Origin of the sequence: Micromonospora parva, from assembly GCF_000718515.1 — a bacterium.
In the GTDB taxonomy this organism is placed as follows: domain Bacteria; phylum Actinomycetota; class Actinomycetes; order Mycobacteriales; family Micromonosporaceae; genus Micromonospora; species Micromonospora parva.
Window position 1 is genome coordinate 202556 of the sequence record NZ_JNZS01000007.1, and the last position, 16670, is coordinate 219225.

Consider the following 16670-nt stretch of genomic DNA (forward strand, 5'->3'; position numbering starts at 1 on the left):
TGTCCTCTCGTCGTCACCGGGCGGCAAGGCCCAGCAGTCGGGCCGCGTTGTCCTTCAGGATGCCCGGGAGCACGTCCGGCTTGAGGTCGGTGCTCTGCACGTCGCGCAGCCACCGGTCGGGGGTGAGCATCGGGTAGTCGGTGCCGAAGAGCACCCGTCGCTTCAACAGCGAGTTCGCGTAGCGCACCAACTCGGCCGGGAAGTACTTCGGGCTCCAGCCGGACAGGTCGATCCAGGTGTTGTGCTTGTGCGTGGCCACCGACAACGCCTCGTCCTGCCAGGGCACCGACGGGTGCGCCATGATGATCTGCAGGTCGGGGAAGTCGGCGGCGATCGGGTCGAGCAGCATCGGATTCGACAGGCCGAGCCGCAGACCGTGACCGCCCGGCGTACCCGCGCCGATGCCGGTCTGCCCGGTGTGGAAGAGCGCCGGGACCCCCGCCCGCTCCAGCAGGCCCCACAGTGGCGCGTACTCGTCGTGGCGGGGATCGAAGCCCTGCACCGTGGGGTGGAACTTGAAGCCCCGGACCCCCTCCTCCCGGATCAGCCGGTCGGCGAGCTCGACTGCCGCTCCCCCGGTGCGCGGGTCGACCGACCCGAACGGGATGAGCACGTCGGCGTGCTCGGCCGCCGCGCGGGCGATGGCGGTGCTCGACAGCGGCTGGTGCTTCAGTTGCGTACGCGCGTCCACTGTGAAGACGACGGCCACCATCCGCCGCTCGCGGTAGTACTGTGCCACCGCGTCGACAGCGGGCCGTGGGCCGTCCGTCTTGAAGTACGCCGACGCCGCCGCCACGAGCGGCTCGGGCAGTGAGGTGTGCCCGTGGTCGTCGACCTCGATGTGCACGTGCATGTCGATCGCCGTGACGTCGTCGAGGTCGATCGCGGACTGGTACATCGGGCCACCCTCCGTCGGCGGGGCTGTTCGGGCCGGTCAGGACGTCGGGGGCTCGAACTCCTCGGGGAGTTTCGGGAAGCGTTCACCGACGCTCTGCGCGGCACCCGCGAACGTCGTCGGCCAGGCCTGCACGAGCGCGTCGTACGTCCAGCCGCCCTCGCGGTGCGCGGTCAGCGCGGCCTCGGGGTGGGTCCAGATCTGCAGGCGGTCGCCGCCGACCCCGATCACCTGCCCGGTCACCGAGGCCGCCGCGTCGGAGCCGAGGAACGCGACGAGCCCGGCCGCGTCGTCCGCCGTGCCGAACCCCAGCTCGTGCCGGAAGAACGCGGGCATCGGCTCGCCGTTCGCCTCGGCCCGCACCGCCGCGGCGAAGTAGGGGACGGTGGCGGTCATCGTTGTCGCCGCGACCGGTACGACGGTGTTGGCGGTGATGCCGGCCCGCTGGAGTTCGAGCGCCCAGGTACGGACCATGCCGACGATGCCCGCCTTGGCGGCGGCGTAGTTGGTCTGGCCGAAGGTGCCCCGCTGCCCGGTGGGTGACCCGACGCAGATGATCCGCCCGCCCTCGCCGGCCTGCCGCATGTGCCGCACCGCCTCACGCACAGTGGTGAACGTGCCACGCAGGTGCACGTTGATGACGGTGTCGAAGTCGTCGTCGCTCATCTTCCACAGCACCGTGTCGCGCAGCACGCCGGCGTTGGTGACGAGGATGTCCAGCCGACCGAAGCGCTCGACGGCCGTGCTGACGAGTTCCTTCGCGGTCTCGGTCGGGCCGACCGGTGCGACCACCGCGACGGCCCGGCCGCCGGACGCCTCGATCGCCGCCACGGCCTCGGCGGTGGCCTCGGCGTCGACGTCGTTGACCACGACCGAGGCGCCGCGGCGCGCCAACTCCTGCGCGTAGGCGAGGCCGAGACCCCGCCCGGCGCCGGTGACGATGGCGACTTTGCCGTCCAGTGCCATGAGGTGCTCCCTTTCGTCGATGCCGATCCGCGCACGAAGGTGGGGAGTAACACGCGCACCGGCAACGTAATGCAGAATTTGACCGGGCGTCAACGATTTGCAGTCTGTCTACATCAGACGGCAGGGCCGGTGGCGTTGTTCAGCGCCCGGGAGACCACCCGGCCGGCGGCCTGTACCAGCGGGGCCAGCGCCACCGGGTCGGCTCGGTCGTGGGCGACCACCAGTGAGATCGCCGCCACCACACCCTCCGGTACGCGGATCGGCGCGGCCACCGACAGGGCGTCCATGGTGACCTGACGGTCGCTGACCGCGTACCCGGCCCGGCGCACCTCGGCGAGGCAGCGGCGCAGCCGCCGAGGGTCGGTGATGGTCAGTTCGGTGTACCGCTCCAGCGGCGCGGCCAGCACCTGCTCCTGCACCTCGGCGGGCGCGTGGGCGAGCAGGACCAACCCGACCCCGGTGGCGTGCAACGCGAAGCGACCCCCCACCCGGGTGAGCACGGGCACCGCGTGCCGCCCGGCGATCCGTTCGATGAAGACGAGTTCGAGGCCCTGCCGCACGGCCAACTGGACGTTCTCGTGGGTCACCTCGTACAGGTCCTCCATCACCGGCAGGGCCAGCTCCCGCAGCCCCAGGCCCCGCGGAGCGAGCGAACCCACCTCCCACAGCCGCAGACCGATCCGGTACCGGCCGTCGTCGCCGCGCTCCAGCGCCCCCCACGCGACCAGCTCCGCGGCCCGCCGGTACACGGTGGGCAGTGGCATCCCGGTGCGCCGCGCCAACTCGCTCAGGGTCAACGCCGGAGTAGCCGGGCTGAACGCGTCGAGCAGCGCCAGCACCTTGCTCGTCACCGACCGCCCCGGCTCTGCGCGCACCCCGTCATCATCCCCGCCCACGCCGGGCGCTCACAGCTCCAGCACGAGTCGGGGCGTACGGGCCCGGGACACGCAGATCATCATGGTGTCGCCAGCGGCCCGCTCCTGCGCGGTGAGCAGGCTGTCGCGATGCTCCGGCACGCCGGCGAGCACCGGGGTCTCGCAGGTACCGCAGGTGCCCTCCCGGCAGGACGAGAGGACCTGCACGCCGGCCTCCTCCACCGCCCGCAGGATCGGCGTGCCCGGCGGCACCGTCACCGTCCGCCCGGAGAGCGCGAGTTCGACCTCGATCGTGGTGTCCGGCGCGCCGGTGTCGCCCCGCGCGGTGAACCGCTCGACGTGCAGGCAGCCGGGAGGCCAACCGCGGCACAGCTCCTCCACCGCGGTGATCAGTGGTTCCGGCCCACAGCAGTAGACGAGCCCGGTGCCGGGCCGGCCCAGCAACCCGGCCAGGTCGAGCAACCCGGTCTCGTCCTGCGGGTGCAGGCTCACCCGGTCGCCGTACTTCTCCCGCAGGGTGGTGGCGAAGGCCATGGTGGCGCGGGTGCGTCCCCCGTACACCAGCCGCCAGTCCGCGCCCGCGGCGTCGGCGGCGGCGACCATCGGCGCGAGGGGGGTGATGCCGATGCCACCGGCGACGAAGAGGTACCGCCGCGCCGGGACCAGGGGGAAGGTGTTGCGGGGTCCGCTCACCCGGACGGTCGCGCCGACGGTGAGCCGCTCGTGCACCAGCCGGGAGCCGCCGCGTCCGTCCGGGTCGCGCCGCACCGCGATCCGCAGCACGGACCGGTCCGCCGGGTCGCCACAGAGGGAGTACTGACGGGCCAGTCCGCCGCCCAACTCCAGGTCGATGTGCGCGCCGGGCGTCCACTCGGGCAGCTCACCGCCGTCGGCACGACACAGGCGCAGCGCCACCACGTCGGCGGCCACCTGATCGCGTCCGGCGACCACCAGTTCCACTCCGGTCAGCGCGTCCACTGTCACCCGCGCATCGCCAGCCGCCTCGGCGGGCCGGGCACCGGCACGGCCGGGCCCTGGTGGCCCTGCGGGTGGGCGAGCAGCCACTCCCACAACTCGACCGGTTCCTCGGCGAGGCGCTCGGCACCACAGTGGCAGATCCCGCGCAGGGTGTCGGTGCCGGGCACCCAGTGGATCCGGTAGACCCGCTCCCCGGTGAGCGTGCCGGCCCGGGACGTCACCGCGCCGCTCCCACCGTCCCCGACCCGACCATCCGGGCCAGCAGCCGCCGGGCGGCCAGGCCACCGGTGTCGATGTTGATGCTCAACTCCTGGTACCGGTCCGGCTCGGTCACGAGCACCTGCTCCAGGATGTTGAGCGCGGTCACGTCCTGCATGACCACCGTGTGGTTGCTGTGGTGCAGGTACTCACTGACCGACTCGTCGTCGATGGCGAAGTCGCGCGCCACCGCCCAGAAGTCATAGGTGGTGTGCTCCGTCGACGGGGTGATGGCGTACACGATCTCGGCGTGGAACGCCTCGCTGTCCTCGCCCTCGGCGGGCGGATAGACACCCTGCGGCGCGATGCGGCTGTGCAGGAGGTAGAGGCAGGGTGGGTGGTATTCGATGTCCTGCCACCGGGTGATCCGGCCCTGGATGCCGGTCGAGCGCGCGTAGAACGGCGGGCACTCGGCGTCGTCCATGTGCCGGCTGACGTAGACGATCGCCCGGTCCTCGTCCACCTCGGTGGTGATCGGGGTGTTCGCCACCTCCGGTGTGCCGATGTAGCCGCCGTGCAGGTAGGTCTCGTGGGACAGGTCCAGGAGGTTGTCCACCAGCAGGCTGTACCGCGCGTTCAGCGGCGCCATGCCCCGCACCACCGCGTAGCGCGGGTCGGCGAGCCAGGGTGCGCGGGGAATCGCGGCCGGGTCGGCCCGGTCCAGGTCGCCGATCCAGACCCAGATGAAGGAGTCCTGTTCCACCACCGGGAACGAGACCACCCGCGCGGTGCGGGGGATGCGCTGTTGACCGGGTACGAAGACGCACGCACCGCTCGGGTCGTAGGTGAAGCCGTGGTAGCCGCAGACGATCGTGTCGCCGTCGAGCCGGCTCTCCGAGAGCGGGAAGCGCCGGTGCACGCACCGATCGGCGAGCGCCACCGCCTTCCCGGCACCGGTGCGGTACAGCACCAGCGGCTCACCGAGCACCGTGCGGGCGAGCAGGCTGTGCCCCACCTCACTGCCGTAGGCCGCCACATACCACTGGTTACGCGCGAATGCCATGCGACCGGACCTCCATGCGCACGGACGTCGATGGAGTCGCATCATCGCGTGTGGTGCCCACGGTGGGGACTGGCGCTTTCACTGGGTGAAAGCCGAAGCGCTCAGCCCTCGCCGGACTTCTGCAACTGCCGCTGCTCGGCGCCCGACGATCGGCGCTCCTGCTCACCCGGCGGCCTCGTCCTGCGCCCGCATTCCGTGTAGGTCGTAGCTGAACTCACCGGCATCCAGCCGGGCCCGCAGCCGCGTCTCCTTCTCGATCCGACTCCGCGTCGCGGCGGCCACCTCGGCCGCACTCTCCCGCGCTACGACCACGGCACCGTCGGCGTCGAGCACCACCACGTCTCCCGGGTTGACGGTCGTCCCACCCACGTGGACCGCGACGTCGAGCGAGCCCCGCGCCCGCTTGGTCGCGCCTCGGACCCGTTGCCATCGGGCCCAGATCGGCAGCCCGAGTTCCCGGAGCTCATCCAGGTCGCGTACCGCCGCGTCCACCAGCAGGCCCGCCGCGCCAGCGACCTTGGCCTGGCTGGCCAGCAGCTCACCGATCAGGGCTACCGGGGCGGGCTCGGGCATGGTGAGCACGAGCACGTCGCCGGGGCGCACCAGCGTCATCGCCTCGTGCACGGCCCGGTTGTCGTCCTGACCGCAGCGGACGGTCCGGGCCACACCGGCGACCCGAGTGCCCGGAACGATCTGGACAAGGTCGACGTCGAGCAGGCCAGACCTGCCGGCAGCCTCGTAGACGGTCGCCACCCCGCCGGCAGCCAATGTCTCGATCACACCCGGTCCGACGACCGCCACGTCACGAAACTCGCTCACAGAGCCCCCACCACGTTCGGGATCAATCGCTGGAACGCCTCGGCCTGCCGAATGCCGGGGTCGCCGGTCACCCGGCGGGCGTGGTTACCACGCTGATCGGCCCGCTGCGTGTAGTAGTCGCGCAGGTAGCCCTGGGCGCCCATCGACGCCATCGCCTCCTGCTTGGCCGCCATCACATCGGTGATGTCGACGAAGACGGTGGGGACGAACCCACACAGCTCGGGCTGGTGCGGTTCGAAGACCAGGAACTCCGAGGGCGGGGCGGTCCGGAAGCCGCTGGACACCCCGGCTCCCGCGGTGAGCTGCCGGGCGGTCGCCACTGCGGTGTGCGCCACCGGGTGATCCGGGTTGAAGGGATCGCGGTCCGGGTGGGTGACCACCACGTGCGGCGCGTACTCCCGCATCAGCGCGGCCAGGCGGTCGATGTCCTCGTCCCTGATCCGCAACGGGTAGTCGCCGAGATCGAACGTCTCCAGGCGGGCGCCGACCATGGCGGCAGCGCGCTCCGCCTCCGCGTGCCGCAGCCGCTTGACGTTCTCCACCGTCTGGTTCGGGTCTTTCCAGAGCTCGCCGGACTCGCCCCGTTCTCCGTAGGAGAGTGCCAGCACGACAGCCTCACCACCCGCCATTGTGTGTTTGGCGATCGCCCCCGCGGCCCTCCAGACGAAGTCGGCCGAGTGAGCACCCACCACAAGCAGTCGCCGCGCGCTCATGCTGGCACCGTCGCCTTGGGCATCGCCAGACGACGGGAGTTGACCACAGCCATGACGTGAATCTCCTCATCGGTGAAGCCGGCGTCGAGCAGGCGGTCGGCGAAGAGCGCCAGACCGTCCTCGACCGGCGGGTTGAAGGGTTGCCCGAGGTCGCTGGAGAGGACGGAGTGCGCCGTGCCGACCGCCCGGATGGTGGCGAACAGCTCCAGCCAGGCGACCTTGCCCGAGTGCGGGGTGGTGAAGCAGCGTTCCAACAGGGCACCCGCCTCGGCCAACTCCCGCTGCTGCTCGGCCGGCAGCCGCTGGGACGTGAACTCGGGATGGGTGACCACGATCCGGCGTACGCGCTCTTCGCGGGCGGCCCGGACGACGGCGACGATCTCGTCGCCACTCAGGTGTCCGGTGGCGAGTGTGATGTCGTGCCGGGCTATCACCCGCAGCACCTGGCGTACCCGCTCGAGAACGCGCCCTTCGTCGTCGACGACCTCGACCGGCTCCGGCACGATGCCCTGGCTGTGCAGATCGGCTTGGAACGCCCCCCACATCGCCGGCGTGGCACCCGGCAGGTCGGCGGCGGTGTTACGCCGCTGGTTTCCGGAGTCCACCGTCGGCATCCAGACGATGCGCGCGCCCTGCCGTGCCGCGACCTCAACGGCGACCGGGTTGATGCCGCCCATGGCGCCGTTGAGAGTGATCGCGCCGAGCGTGTCGACGCCGGGGACCACTTTGCGGACGACGGCCGCCCGCTCGGCCGTGGCCACGTAATGGGACTTGAGGACGAAACCGGCGAGCCCGACCTCGGCACACCGGTACGCCAGATCGACATCGTCGATCCGCCGCGCCATGACGTCAGGGGCCACGTGGACGTGCGTGTCGTAGGCACCGCGGACCAGGGCGCGGGCCCGGGCGGACGGGGCAGGGTGGTCAGACATCGTGCTCCTTCGAAGGTTCTCGCGGCTTTCCCGGACCGACTGTCCATTGTTGACAGCGCTGTAACTGCAGAAATGACTCCTTCGCAGAGCCCAGGGAAAGGAATCCGGGAACCGGTCCGGTGACAGTCATAGCGATCATCATCTACGATCATTCATCGGGAAGAGCAATGTGGACAGCCCCGGCCCGTGCGGTCTTTGTCGGCATGGCGCGCCGGCGCCTTCTCCGAGACTCTCAAGCTGGAGGCAGCACATGGTCAAGCGCTCTCGCGCCCTGGTAGTGACGTTGCTCGCCGCGGCCCTTGGCGTGACCGGTTGCAGCGGTTCCGATGACGCCAGTGGCGACCCGACCGGCGAGGAGACCGACAGGGTCGCCTACATCACCGCCTTCGGCGCTGTAGGTCGGGACGCGTTCGCCTGGGTGGCGAAGGAGAAGGGCTACTTCGCCGAGGCCGGCATTGAAGTCGACATCAAAGAGGGCGCTGGCAATCAGCAGAACCTGACGGCCCTCAAGTCCGGTCAGGTCCAGTTCGGTGCGCTCGACTTCACCGGTGCCGTGATTCAGGCGGGCAAGGGCGAGTTCACTGACTGGCGGGCCATCGCCGCCGTGCACCAACAGACGCTGATCTCGGTGATGACCACCGCGGACACCAACATCACCACCCCGAAGGACCTGCAGGGCAAGACGATGGCGACCGGCGCCGGGTCGGTGACCGAGCTGCTCTTCCCGGCCTACGCCCGGCTGGCCGGGTTCGACCCGAAGACGGTGAAGATCGAGGGCGTCCAGGCCACGGCGCTCAATGGACTCATGGCCAGCCGGAAGGTCGACGCGCTGGGTACCTTCCTGCTCAGCCGCAACGCGCTACAGGCCGCCTCCAAGAAGGAGGTGGTGGTGCTGCCCTACAGCGACTATCTGCGGGACCTTTTCGGCAACGCGATCATCACCACTCCCTCGCTCATCGAAAAAGACCCCGACCTGGTGCAGCGATTCACCGACGCGGTGCTCAAGGGGCTCCAGTACAGCATCGAGCACCCGGACGAGGCCGCGGCGATCCTCAACAAGGTGAAGCCCACCTATGCCGTGGCGGCGGGCAAGGGCGAGATCGAGGCGATGTCCCCGCACGTTCGCCCCGCGTCAGGCGCCCCGATCGGCTTCATGGATGAGAAGCAGGTGGCCCAGACAATCACCGTCCTACAGGGCGCCGACCTGATTCCGCCCGGCTTGACCCCGGAGGAGATCGTCGACCTGAGGTTCGTGAAGAAGTCCTGACGGAAGATCATCGTGCCTGACCGCCTCCCGCTGTCACAACGCTGGCCCCACGTCGGGCTGCCCGCGCTCGGTGCGGTGCTGGCGATCGCGCTCTGGTGGCTGGCCACCTGGGCCTTCGACATCGAGCCGTTCTTCCTGCCGGCACCCCCGGACGTGGTCGACGCGTTCGTCCGGCTCCCTGGCTACCTTGCAGAGCAGACGATGGTCACCTTCCTGGAGACCGTCATCGGGTTCGGGATCGCGGCCGTGGGTGGGCTCCTGCTCGCCGTCATGCTCGCCGCCTCCCGGACGGTCGAGCGGATGGCCCTCCCCATGATCGCCGGAATCAACGCGGTGCCGAAGGTGGCGCTCGCACCGCTGCTCCTGGTCTGGATCGGGTTCGGCTACGAAACCAAAGTCGTGATGGTTGTGCTGCTCTGCTTCTTTCCGATCCTGGTCTCGACCATGGCTGGGCTGACTTCGACCCCGAACGAACTCGGCGAACTCGCCCGATCCCTCTCCGCCTCGTGGTGGCAGACCTTCGTGAAGGTACGACTCCCGTGGGCCCTCCCGCAGGTCTTCGTCGGACTGAAGGTCGCGACCTCGCTGGCCATCATCGGCGCGACCATCGGCGAGGTGATCAACCCCGAGGCCGGCCTCGGCTCGGTGATCGCCAGTTCCGGCCAGTCCGCCGACACTCCACTCGCGTTCGCGGCGCTGACCCTGCTCGCGCTGATGGGCGCGCTGCTCTTCTACCTGATGGCCGGCCTCGAACGCCTCCTCGCCCCGTGGGCACGGGCGATCTCGTCGTAGTAGCGCGTTGTCAGGCTCTGTGGCGTTCGTAGCGGCTGCTTTGGCACCGGGACCGAGATGCCGCGCGGTGCGCGGGATGACGGTCGTGGCTCTCTCGCACGGGATGGTGTGGCTGCCGTGCCGGCGGCGCGGCAGCCACACCGGGCCTCACCTGTTCTGCTTCTCCTGGCACGGCACGCAGAAGCGGGCGTGCGGGAGAATCTCGAGCCGCTCGGTCGGGATGCTCCGGTGGCACCTCTGGCAGGCACCGTAGGTGCCGTCGCTGATGCGGCTCAGCGCACCGGTGATCTGCTCGATGGTCTGACGGGTGGCGGCCAGCAGCGCGGCCTGGTTGTGGGCCTCGCCCGGGTCGCCGGTGTCGGCGTTGAGCTCGGTCAGTTCCCGCAGCCGGGCCGTCTGGGCGGCGAAGTCGTCCGTCAGGGACGCTCGCATGTCGGCGAGCCAGGTCTGATCGATGGTGCGAGGATGATCGACACTCATGGTCTGCCCCTTCAAAGGGAAATGGACGGGAAAACAAAAAGGGCCGAAGCTTGGATAGCTTCGCCCTGGCGGTCGTTCTGGGTGTGCAACGACTGCGCGGGTGGGCCTCGACCGGTTCGCACCGGGCTCGACATCCTGTCGGCGAGCGCGGTGTGCGGCGCGCGGACAACCGGCACCCGCATGTCGGCCTTGCGGCGTGTGACCGTCGGCACGCGGACAGCACCGCTCACCGCCACCATGGTGGCGGCGGGCGAGCGGAAGGTCACCGACGGCATGCCCCCACCATAGATTGGTGTCTGCGGTAAAGCCAACGTCTACGGCGATGCCTCAAGATCGTCCGGAGGCTGCTGCTTCGTCAGGTGGAGCAGCCACCCCTCGCCGGTGCGGATCAACGCGTATCGCCGGCTGCCGGTGCGGCCGTGCAGGGTGAACAGCATCCGGCGGTCGGTGCGATCGTGCTCCTCCCAGGTGCCGATGTCGGCGATCGACTTGTCGACGTCCTCGTAGGTGAGGTGATCGAGATCGTGGTCGGGCACGGCGATCGCGAGCCGGTTGTCGCCGGGGTTGTCCGGCAGACCGCGGGGCACCGCCCACGAGCGCAGCACGCCGTCCTCCTCGAGCCGCAGGTCGAAGTGCGGTCGCGGTTTGCGGTGGTCGTGCAGGACGAAGGCGGGTGCCACTGCCCCATTCTCGGCGCCGGACGGCCGTCCCGCCGGCCGACGCGAGCACCTCGCGGGCCCCGGGTGAGCGGAACGCCTGCGGTTCAGGAATTTTGCGTGGCACGCATATTTGCGTGACGCGCAACTAGTGCTAACGTGGTGGCATGACGGGGCTGCGGGAACGCAAGAAGGCCGAGACACGGGCGGCGCTTGGCTGGGCGGCGATCCACCTCACCGCGGAGCGCGGCTACGACAACGTCCGCGTCGAGGACATCGCCGAGGCGGTCGGCGTCTCCCCACGCACCTTCAACAACTACTTCTCCAGCAAGGCCGAGGCGATCGCCTCGCGTCACCTCGACCGCAGCCTGCGCACCGCCGCCGCGCTGCGGGAACGTCCCGCCGACGAGCCGCTCTGGGTTGCGCTCACCCAGGCCGCGCTGGAGCAGTTCACCCGCGGCCCCGAGGTCGAGGCGATGCCCTCCCCCGACCACGCGCAGTGGGTCGCCGGTGTCCGCACCATGCTCGCCGAGCCCGCGTTGCAGGGCGAACGGCTGCGCGCCACAGCGGTCGCCGAGGCCGAGCTTGCCGCCGCGGTCGCCGAGCGAACCGCCACCGACCTCGCCACCGACATGTATCCGCGGCTCGTCGCGGCCGCCGCCAGCGCAGCCGTCGCCGTTGCCATGCAGCACTATCTGGACAGCGCCGACCCACCCACCCCGATCGAACACCTCATCACCGACGCCTTCACCCAGGTCGCCGCCGGCCTCCCCGCCCCGTCGCACTGAGCCGCCCCGTCGCACTGAGCCGCCCCGTCGCACTGAGCCGCCCGTCGTCCAGGGCCCCACCTCACCCACGCCACAAGCCGCGTCACACCTCCGCGGCGGGCCGGCCACGTGCCGCGCCTGCCGTGGTGATGACGCGCACCCCGAAGGGATCATCGTCATGATCGATGTCGTCATCGTCGGGGCCGGCCCCAACGGCCTCATGCTCGCCTGTGAACTGGCCCTCGCCGGCGTGCGCCCCGTCGTCCTCGAACGCCACGCCGCGCCCACCGGCGAAGCTCGCGCCAACGGCCTCGTGGGCCAGGTCGTCCGCCTGCTCGACCGGCGCGGCCTCTACGCGCGGCTCAGCGGTGAGAGCACCCCGCCGGTCCCCCAACCCGCCTTCACCTTCGGCGCGTTCCCGCTTGACCTCACGGTGCTCGCGGAGAACCCGCACTACGTGCTCGGGGTGCCGCAGGCCCAGCTCGAGGCCGCCCTCGCCGCCCGGGCCGTCGAACTCGGCGTCGACCTGCGCCGCGGCCACGAGGTCGTCGACCTCCACCAACGCCCCGACGGGGTCGAGGTCGACCTCGCCGACGGTACGCGGCTCAGCTGCCGTTTCCTCGTCGGCGCTGACGGTGGCCGCAGCGCGGTACGCCGTCTGGCCGGCATCGACTTTCCCGGTGTCACCAACGACCGGTCGGTCTCCCGCACCGCCACGGTGACCGTGCCCGCGTCATCAGTCGACCCCCAGACGGGCGGTCTGCGCGTCCCCGGCTACGGCGTCGTCCCACCGTTCCAGCACACCCGCACCGCCCGTGGCCTGATCGCCTGGGCCCCGTTTCCCGGCCGCCCGGCGATCCTGAGCACGACGGAGTGGCCCGACACACCGACGGACGACGAGACCCCGATGGACCTGGCGGAGCTGCGGGCCAGCGTCGCCCGGGTGCTCGGCGCCGACATTCCCCTCGACGCGCCTGACGGCCCCGGCCTGCTGCGACGGTTGACCGGCCGCAACACCCGCATCGCCGCCCGCTACCGCGCCGGCCGGGTGTTGCTGGTCGGTGACGCCGCGCACGTACACCCCGCGATCGGCGGCCCCGGCCTCAACCTCGGCCTGCAGGACGCGGTCAACCTGGGTTGGAAACTCGCCGCCACCGTGCGCGGCTGGGCGCCGCAGGGCCTGCTCGACACGTACGAGACGGAGCGTCGCCCCGTCGCCGAACGGGTCGTGATGTCCACTCAGGCGCAGTCGGCGCTCATCGGCCCCGGCGACGAGATCACCGGCCTGCGGGAACTCTTCGCCGAACTGCTGCGCAAGCCGGAGGTGACCGGGCACATCGCCGCGCTGATGTCCGGCGCGGACATCCACTACCCCGCCGACCCCGCCGACCCGTTGGCCGGTCGTTGCGCCCCCGACGTGATCGTGCACGGCGACCACGGGCCGATGCGCCTCGCGGAGCTGACCCGCACCGCCCGGCCACTGCTGCTGGACTCCACCGGCGCCTACGCGGACGTCGCCGCGCCCTGGCGGGACCGCGTCGACGTGGTCACCGGGCAACTGGAGGGCACGACCGCCGCCGCGTTGCTCGTGCGCCCCGACTGCTTCATCGCCTGGTCCGCCGGGAACGTCGACACGCTGCGCGCCGCGCTGGCCCACCACTTCGGCAACGCACGATGACCACCGGGCACGGCCACCAGCGCACCCTGCCGGTCCGCGCCGACCCGGCTGAGCCCGCGCCGACCCGGCCGGGCGCGCGCCGACCGCCTCGGCTTCGGCCGTCGCCGCTCGTGCCCCTGCCAGGCTCCCGTTCAGTGTCCGTACGCGTGGTGCGCCTTCCACTGCTCGACCGGAGTGAGCGGAACCGCAGCGGGCCGCTCCGGCATCGTGCTCAGCTCGATCCGCTGGCCTTCCGCCGCCGACCGGAGCAGGCTGGTCATCGTTTCGAGGACGTGCAGCGCGACGTCGCCGCCAGCGCGCGGCGGACGCTGATCGTCGGCCCTGACCAGGTCGATCAGACCGATGCCCCGGGATCCGTCGGCGTAACCGGCCCGTGGTTCCAGAGCGCGCCATTCGGTGTCGCCGAGGGCGAAGAGGCGGACCTCGCCGTCGAAGTAGTTCGGGTCGGGCACGGCGAGCGTGCCCGCCTCCCCGTGCACCTCGATCGGTGCGGCCGTCGTCTGGACGCCGTCGAAGCTCGTCGTGATCGTGGAGAGCGCACCGTTGACGTGTTCGAGCACGCCGGTGAGGTGGGTGTCCACCCCGACCGGGATCCGCTGGCCGGCGCGCGGGCCCGAGCCGATGACGCGCTCGGCGCGCAGGCGGCTGGCGGCTCCGGTCACCGCGCGGACCGGCCCGAGCAGGTGGATGAGCGCCGAGACGTAGTACGGCCCCATGTCCAGCATCGGGCCGCCACCCGGTGCGTAGTAGAAGTCGGGGTTGGGGTGCCAGCGTTCGTGCCCCGGGGTGACCATGACGGCCGACGCGGACATCGGGCGCCCGATCAGCCCGGCGTCGATCGCCGCCCGTGCCGTCTGCGTGCCGGTGCCGAGGACGGTGTCCGGCGCGCACCCGACGCGGACGCCTGCCGACGCGGCCCGCTCGATGGTCGAGCGCCCGTCCGGGAAGGTCACGGCGAGCGGCTTCTCGACGTACACGTTCTTGCCCGCCTCGATCGTGCCCAGCGAGATGTCGGCGTGCGCTGCGGGGATGGTCAGGTTGAGCACCGTCTGCACGTCCGGGCGGGCCAGCAGACGCTCGACGCTCATCGCCTCGGCGCCGGGGATGGTGGCGGCGACCGCAGCCGACCGGGCGGCGTCGAGATCGGCCACCGCGACGATGCTCACCTCGGGGTGGTCCGCGAGTGTGTCCAGGTAGACGTGGGAGATGACCCCGAGACCTACGACGCCGACGCGGTGCGGGTCGCCCACAGCATCCCCCTCTCGATGACGGTACGAACGCTCGGGTGCTCCAGCACGTCCAGGCTGTGCCCCGGGGTCGTCACGACGACGCGCCCGGCACCCCAGAGCCGGGTCCAGATCGCGGGCGAGGTGACCGGCCGGTGCCATGGATGCCAGGCCTGGGTCGGGTGGGTGGTCTCGGCCAGTACGTCGATGAGGTCGTCGTGCAGCACCCAGTACTGCTCGGTGACGAGGTCGAAGTCCTCGATCCCCGCGGTGATCGGGTGTTCCCGGCCGAGGTCGGTGACGCGCACCGTGTGCGGCAGGAAGTTGTCCTCCGGGCCGCCGTGACGTTCACACGGCTCCAGGCCCGGATGGGTGGCGAACTGGCCGCCCACCAGGTGCAGGTATTCCGAGGACGCGCGGAACGAGTCCACGATGCCGCCGTGCCAGCCGGTGAAGCCCGTGCCGGCGACGACCGCCGCGCTGAGACCCGCCACCTGCTCCGCGGTGATCTGCGACATCGTCATGCACTGCACGACGAGGTCCGTCTCGGCCATCGCGGCGGCATCGGCGTAGACCTCCGTCGACTCCTCGACCCGCACGGCATAGCCGCTGCGTTCGAGGAAGGGGAGGAACAACTCGGTCGCCTTGACCGGCTGGTGCCCCTCCCACCCGCCGCGAACCACCAGTGCCCTCTGCTGCGTCACTCTCGCTCCCTCCCACGGTCCGTCACCACCGGGCTGGCCGCTCCCGCCCCGGCGGCGCACCGCCGATGCCCGTGCGCGTCGAGCACCTCACCGTACCCGTGGTCGCCGACAAACCGCCGTCCGTCGGCCTTCGAATTCCACTGTGCACGGTCTGCATACGCGGGCCACCGGCGACATGGGTACGGGACCGGCACAGAGGTGCCGGTCCCGCCGGATTGGACCGCCACGGCGTTGCCGGGACGCCACGTGCTCACGACCCGGCAGCGGGGCGGTCAGCTGAAGTAGGCCCAGCTGGAGCAGGCCGTGAAGTCATAGCCGTCGACGTAGTAGTTGGTGCAGGCACGGAATGCCCTGATCTTGCTGCCCGGGTCCTTCGATGCGCTCTGGCCCCGGCCGACCTGCAGCGAGCCGCTGCCGCCGTTCGTCAACTGGTACTCGACCGTGCCACCGGTCGCCTCGCGCTCCTTGCCGGAGTACACCCACACCCAGGCGGTCCCGCTTCCCGGGTTGTTGTCTGCCTGCGCCTGCGTCTGGTGGTGCGAGATCGAGGCTGCCGCGAAGGCCGGCTGCGCCATCGTGACGGTGAGGGCGGCGGCCACGGCCGTGGCAACACCCACCCTCTTGACCAGCGCACTCTTGCTCATGTTCGTGACCCTCCCTGTTGGCGCCAGAGCGCCCCGTCGTCATCGGATCGCCACACGGCCCACAACCGATCTTGGTGTGGGCCGTGTGGATCATGGCATCGCGACCCACTCCGGATCATGAATGGCAACAGGCCAGGCAGTGAACGGTCAGGCGGGCCGGTGTCACGCCCGAGCCGGGTCCGGCAACGCGCAGGCGGTACCGGACGACGCAGGGCGGGCCGTGCGGGACGAGCGAGGCGACGGGGTCAGTCGAGCACCGACTCGCCGCCCGGATAGGCGAACGACGCGCGCGGTGAGTAGAAGCCCCAGACGATCTCCAGCGGGTCGGCCGGGCGCAGCGCGTACACCGGGTGGTCGGGTTCGAGGAACTCCAGCGACTCAACGGCGAACGGGTCGACCGGCTCCGCCACGAACGGGTAGTTGCCGCTGAGCAGCCGGCCGTCCAGCCGGGTGAGGTAGCGCAGCTGGCCCCGGTTGACGGCGTCGCCGGTACGCCCGACGCGAGCCGTCGTCCTGATCACGGGTACGCCGTCCGCCTCGGTGGTGGCGACCAGCCGATGCCCGCGTACCTCGATGGTGGTCTTGCCCGGGGTCGCCGGCACGCCCCGGGCGGCAGCGTACGCCCGCACGTCGGGGCTGGAGTTGACGTAGTGCGTCCACCAGCGACCGGGCGTGACCCCGTCGGGAGCGTCGACCCCGGCGAGGTCCGGCCCGATGTACGTCAGGGAGTACGCGCCGAAGCCGGAGGTCTGCCCGGCCTCGTCGACGACGTACTGGTTCATGAAGACCTGGCGGTTCGGTGCCGGCGTGAGCCCGTCGGGCACCAGGGCGGCCACCGCGTCGGGGTCGGCCGGCAGCCAACCGAAGTAGATCATTCTGCTGTTCACGACGAGCTGCGGAGCGACGAGTTCGGTCATCAGGGGTCCTTCCGCCGGGCAGCGTTCCGTAGCCGCGACGCTACGGAGCCGCCCGACGCCCGGACAACGACGGATTGCCGACATGGAACCGGTCCGCGGC

20 protein-coding genes are annotated in these 16670 nt (G+C 70.9%); 4 read left to right on the forward strand and 16 right to left on the reverse strand.

Annotated features, from left to right (window positions below):
* Positions 1–13: 13 nt before the first annotated feature.
* From IF22_RS0110470 to IF22_RS0110510, 9 genes are all read right to left on the reverse strand, one after another.
* Positions 14–898, reverse strand: coding sequence for an amidohydrolase family protein (locus IF22_RS0110470; RefSeq protein WP_030330717.1), 885 nt, complete (start codon positions 896–898; stop codon positions 14–16).
* Positions 899–934: 36 nt separating this feature from the next.
* Positions 935–1861, reverse strand: a complete 927-nt coding sequence (locus IF22_RS0110475) for an SDR family oxidoreductase (protein WP_030330720.1) — start codon at positions 1859–1861, stop codon at positions 935–937.
* A gap of 113 nt (positions 1862–1974) precedes the next feature.
* Positions 1975–2736 (reverse strand): IclR family transcriptional regulator, encoded by a 762-nt coding sequence (locus tag IF22_RS0110480; protein ID WP_030330725.1) that lies wholly within the window; start codon positions 2734–2736, stop codon positions 1975–1977.
* Positions 2737–2766: 30 nt separating this feature from the next.
* Positions 2767–3720, reverse strand: a complete 954-nt coding sequence (locus IF22_RS0110485; protein WP_307857729.1) for a PDR/VanB family oxidoreductase — start codon at positions 3718–3720, stop codon at positions 2767–2769.
* Positions 3717–3935 (reverse strand): hypothetical protein, encoded by a 219-nt coding sequence (locus IF22_RS0110490; RefSeq protein WP_030330728.1) that lies wholly within the window; start codon positions 3933–3935, stop codon positions 3717–3719. Before IF22_RS0110490 ends, IF22_RS0110485 begins: the two co-directional genes overlap by 4 nt.
* On the reverse strand, positions 3932–4975 hold the full coding sequence (locus IF22_RS0110495) for an aromatic ring-hydroxylating dioxygenase subunit alpha (RefSeq protein WP_030330729.1): 1044 nt from the start codon (positions 4973–4975) through the stop codon (positions 3932–3934). Before IF22_RS0110495 ends, IF22_RS0110490 begins: the two co-directional genes overlap by 4 nt.
* Before the next feature lie 162 nt (positions 4976–5137).
* Positions 5138–5794, reverse strand: coding sequence for a 4-carboxy-4-hydroxy-2-oxoadipate aldolase/oxaloacetate decarboxylase (locus tag IF22_RS0110500; protein WP_209444527.1), 657 nt, complete (start codon positions 5792–5794; stop codon positions 5138–5140).
* Positions 5791–6507 (reverse strand): PIG-L deacetylase family protein, encoded by a 717-nt coding sequence (locus tag IF22_RS0110505; protein WP_030330732.1) that lies wholly within the window; start codon positions 6505–6507, stop codon positions 5791–5793. Before IF22_RS0110505 ends, IF22_RS0110500 begins: the two co-directional genes overlap by 4 nt.
* Positions 6504–7439 (reverse strand): DUF6282 family protein, encoded by a 936-nt coding sequence (locus IF22_RS0110510; RefSeq protein ID WP_030330734.1) that lies wholly within the window; start codon positions 7437–7439, stop codon positions 6504–6506. The genes IF22_RS0110505 and IF22_RS0110510 overlap by 4 nt, the downstream gene beginning before the upstream one ends.
* Positions 7440–7608: 169 nt before the next feature.
* Here IF22_RS0110510 and IF22_RS0110515 point away from each other — a divergent pair, with 169 nt between their 5' ends.
* The gene (locus IF22_RS0110515; protein ID WP_245233591.1) at positions 7609–8706 is read left to right on the forward strand and encodes an ABC transporter substrate-binding protein; all 1098 of its coding nucleotides are present in this window, start codon (positions 7609–7611) and stop codon (positions 8704–8706) included.
* 12 nt (positions 8707–8718) lie between these two features.
* The gene (locus IF22_RS0110520) at positions 8719–9498 is read left to right on the forward strand and encodes an ABC transporter permease (RefSeq protein ID WP_051708303.1); all 780 of its coding nucleotides are present in this window, start codon (positions 8719–8721) and stop codon (positions 9496–9498) included.
* 147 nt (positions 9499–9645) lie between these two features.
* On the opposite strand, the gene IF22_RS0110525 is transcribed toward IF22_RS0110520, so the two are convergent.
* The 3 genes from IF22_RS0110525 to IF22_RS0110535 are packed head-to-tail and all read right to left on the reverse strand — an operon-like array spanning position 9646 to position 10658.
* Positions 9646–9978, reverse strand: a complete 333-nt coding sequence (locus tag IF22_RS0110525) for a TraR/DksA family transcriptional regulator (RefSeq protein WP_030330739.1) — start codon at positions 9976–9978, stop codon at positions 9646–9648.
* A gap of 11 nt (positions 9979–9989) precedes the next feature.
* On the reverse strand, positions 9990–10253 hold the full coding sequence (locus tag IF22_RS34950) for a hypothetical protein (RefSeq protein ID WP_156057438.1): 264 nt from the start codon (positions 10251–10253) through the stop codon (positions 9990–9992).
* 39 nt (positions 10254–10292) lie between these two features.
* Complete coding sequence (locus tag IF22_RS0110535; RefSeq protein WP_030330741.1) at positions 10293–10658, reverse strand: DNA polymerase ligase N-terminal domain-containing protein; 366 nt, start codon at positions 10656–10658, stop codon at positions 10293–10295.
* A gap of 143 nt (positions 10659–10801) precedes the next feature.
* On the opposite strand from IF22_RS0110535, the gene IF22_RS0110540 reads away from it, so the two are divergent.
* Together IF22_RS0110540 and IF22_RS0110545 are read left to right on the forward strand one after the other, a co-directional pair.
* Positions 10802–11422: a TetR/AcrR family transcriptional regulator gene (locus IF22_RS0110540; protein WP_030330743.1), complete on the forward strand. Its 621-nt coding sequence runs from the start codon at positions 10802–10804 to the stop codon at positions 11420–11422.
* A 157-nt stretch (positions 11423–11579) separates the two neighbouring features.
* On the forward strand, positions 11580–13079 hold the full coding sequence (locus IF22_RS0110545; RefSeq protein WP_030330745.1) for an FAD-dependent oxidoreductase: 1500 nt from the start codon (positions 11580–11582) through the stop codon (positions 13077–13079).
* Positions 13080–13210: 131 nt separating this feature from the next.
* Here the strand turns inward: IF22_RS0110545 and IF22_RS0110550 are convergent, their stop codons facing one another.
* From IF22_RS0110550 to IF22_RS0110565, 4 genes are all read right to left on the reverse strand, one after another.
* Positions 13211–14329 (reverse strand): Gfo/Idh/MocA family protein, encoded by a 1119-nt coding sequence (locus tag IF22_RS0110550; RefSeq protein ID WP_030330746.1) that lies wholly within the window; start codon positions 14327–14329, stop codon positions 13211–13213.
* Positions 14299–15009: a ThuA domain-containing protein gene (locus IF22_RS0110555; RefSeq protein WP_030330748.1), complete on the reverse strand. Its 711-nt coding sequence runs from the start codon at positions 15007–15009 to the stop codon at positions 14299–14301. The genes IF22_RS0110550 and IF22_RS0110555 overlap by 31 nt, the downstream gene beginning before the upstream one ends.
* Before the next feature lie 272 nt (positions 15010–15281).
* A complete protein-coding gene (locus IF22_RS0110560) occupies positions 15282–15653 on the reverse strand; it encodes a hypothetical protein (protein ID WP_030330749.1) in 372 nt (123 codons plus the stop codon).
* A gap of 245 nt (positions 15654–15898) precedes the next feature.
* Positions 15899–16570: an acetoacetate decarboxylase family protein gene (locus tag IF22_RS0110565; protein WP_030330751.1), complete on the reverse strand. Its 672-nt coding sequence runs from the start codon at positions 16568–16570 to the stop codon at positions 15899–15901.
* Between the last annotated feature and the right edge of the window lie 100 nt (positions 16571–16670).

Bases quoted from the DNA above. Each gene is read 5' to 3' on its own strand.
- IF22_RS0110470 (WP_030330717.1), bottom strand. From the start codon at position 898: ATGTACCAGTCCGCGATCGACCTCGACGACGTCACGGCGATCGACATG.
- IF22_RS0110475 (WP_030330720.1), bottom strand. From the start codon at position 1,861: ATGGCACTGGACGGCAAAGTCGCCATCGTCACCGGCGCCGGGCGGGGT.
- IF22_RS0110495 (WP_030330729.1), bottom strand. From the start codon at position 4,975: ATGGCATTCGCGCGTAACCAGTGGTATGTGGCGGCCTACGGCAGTGAG.
- IF22_RS0110505 (WP_030330732.1), bottom strand. From the start codon at position 6,507: ATGAGCGCGCGGCGACTGCTTGTGGTGGGTGCTCACTCGGCCGACTTC.
- IF22_RS0110510 (WP_030330734.1), bottom strand. From the start codon at position 7,439: ATGTCTGACCACCCTGCCCCGTCCGCCCGGGCCCGCGCCCTGGTCCGC.
- IF22_RS0110525 (WP_030330739.1), bottom strand. From the start codon at position 9,978: ATGAGTGTCGATCATCCTCGCACCATCGATCAGACCTGGCTCGCCGAC.
- IF22_RS34950 (WP_156057438.1), bottom strand. From the start codon at position 10,253: ATGCCGTCGGTGACCTTCCGCTCGCCCGCCGCCACCATGGTGGCGGTG.
- IF22_RS0110540 (WP_030330743.1), top strand. From the start codon at position 10,802: ATGACGGGGCTGCGGGAACGCAAGAAGGCCGAGACACGGGCGGCGCTT.
- IF22_RS0110545 (WP_030330745.1), top strand. From the start codon at position 11,580: ATGATCGATGTCGTCATCGTCGGGGCCGGCCCCAACGGCCTCATGCTC.
- IF22_RS0110560 (WP_030330749.1), bottom strand. From the start codon at position 15,653: ATGAGCAAGAGTGCGCTGGTCAAGAGGGTGGGTGTTGCCACGGCCGTG.
- IF22_RS0110565 (WP_030330751.1), bottom strand. From the start codon at position 16,570: ATGACCGAACTCGTCGCTCCGCAGCTCGTCGTGAACAGCAGAATGATC.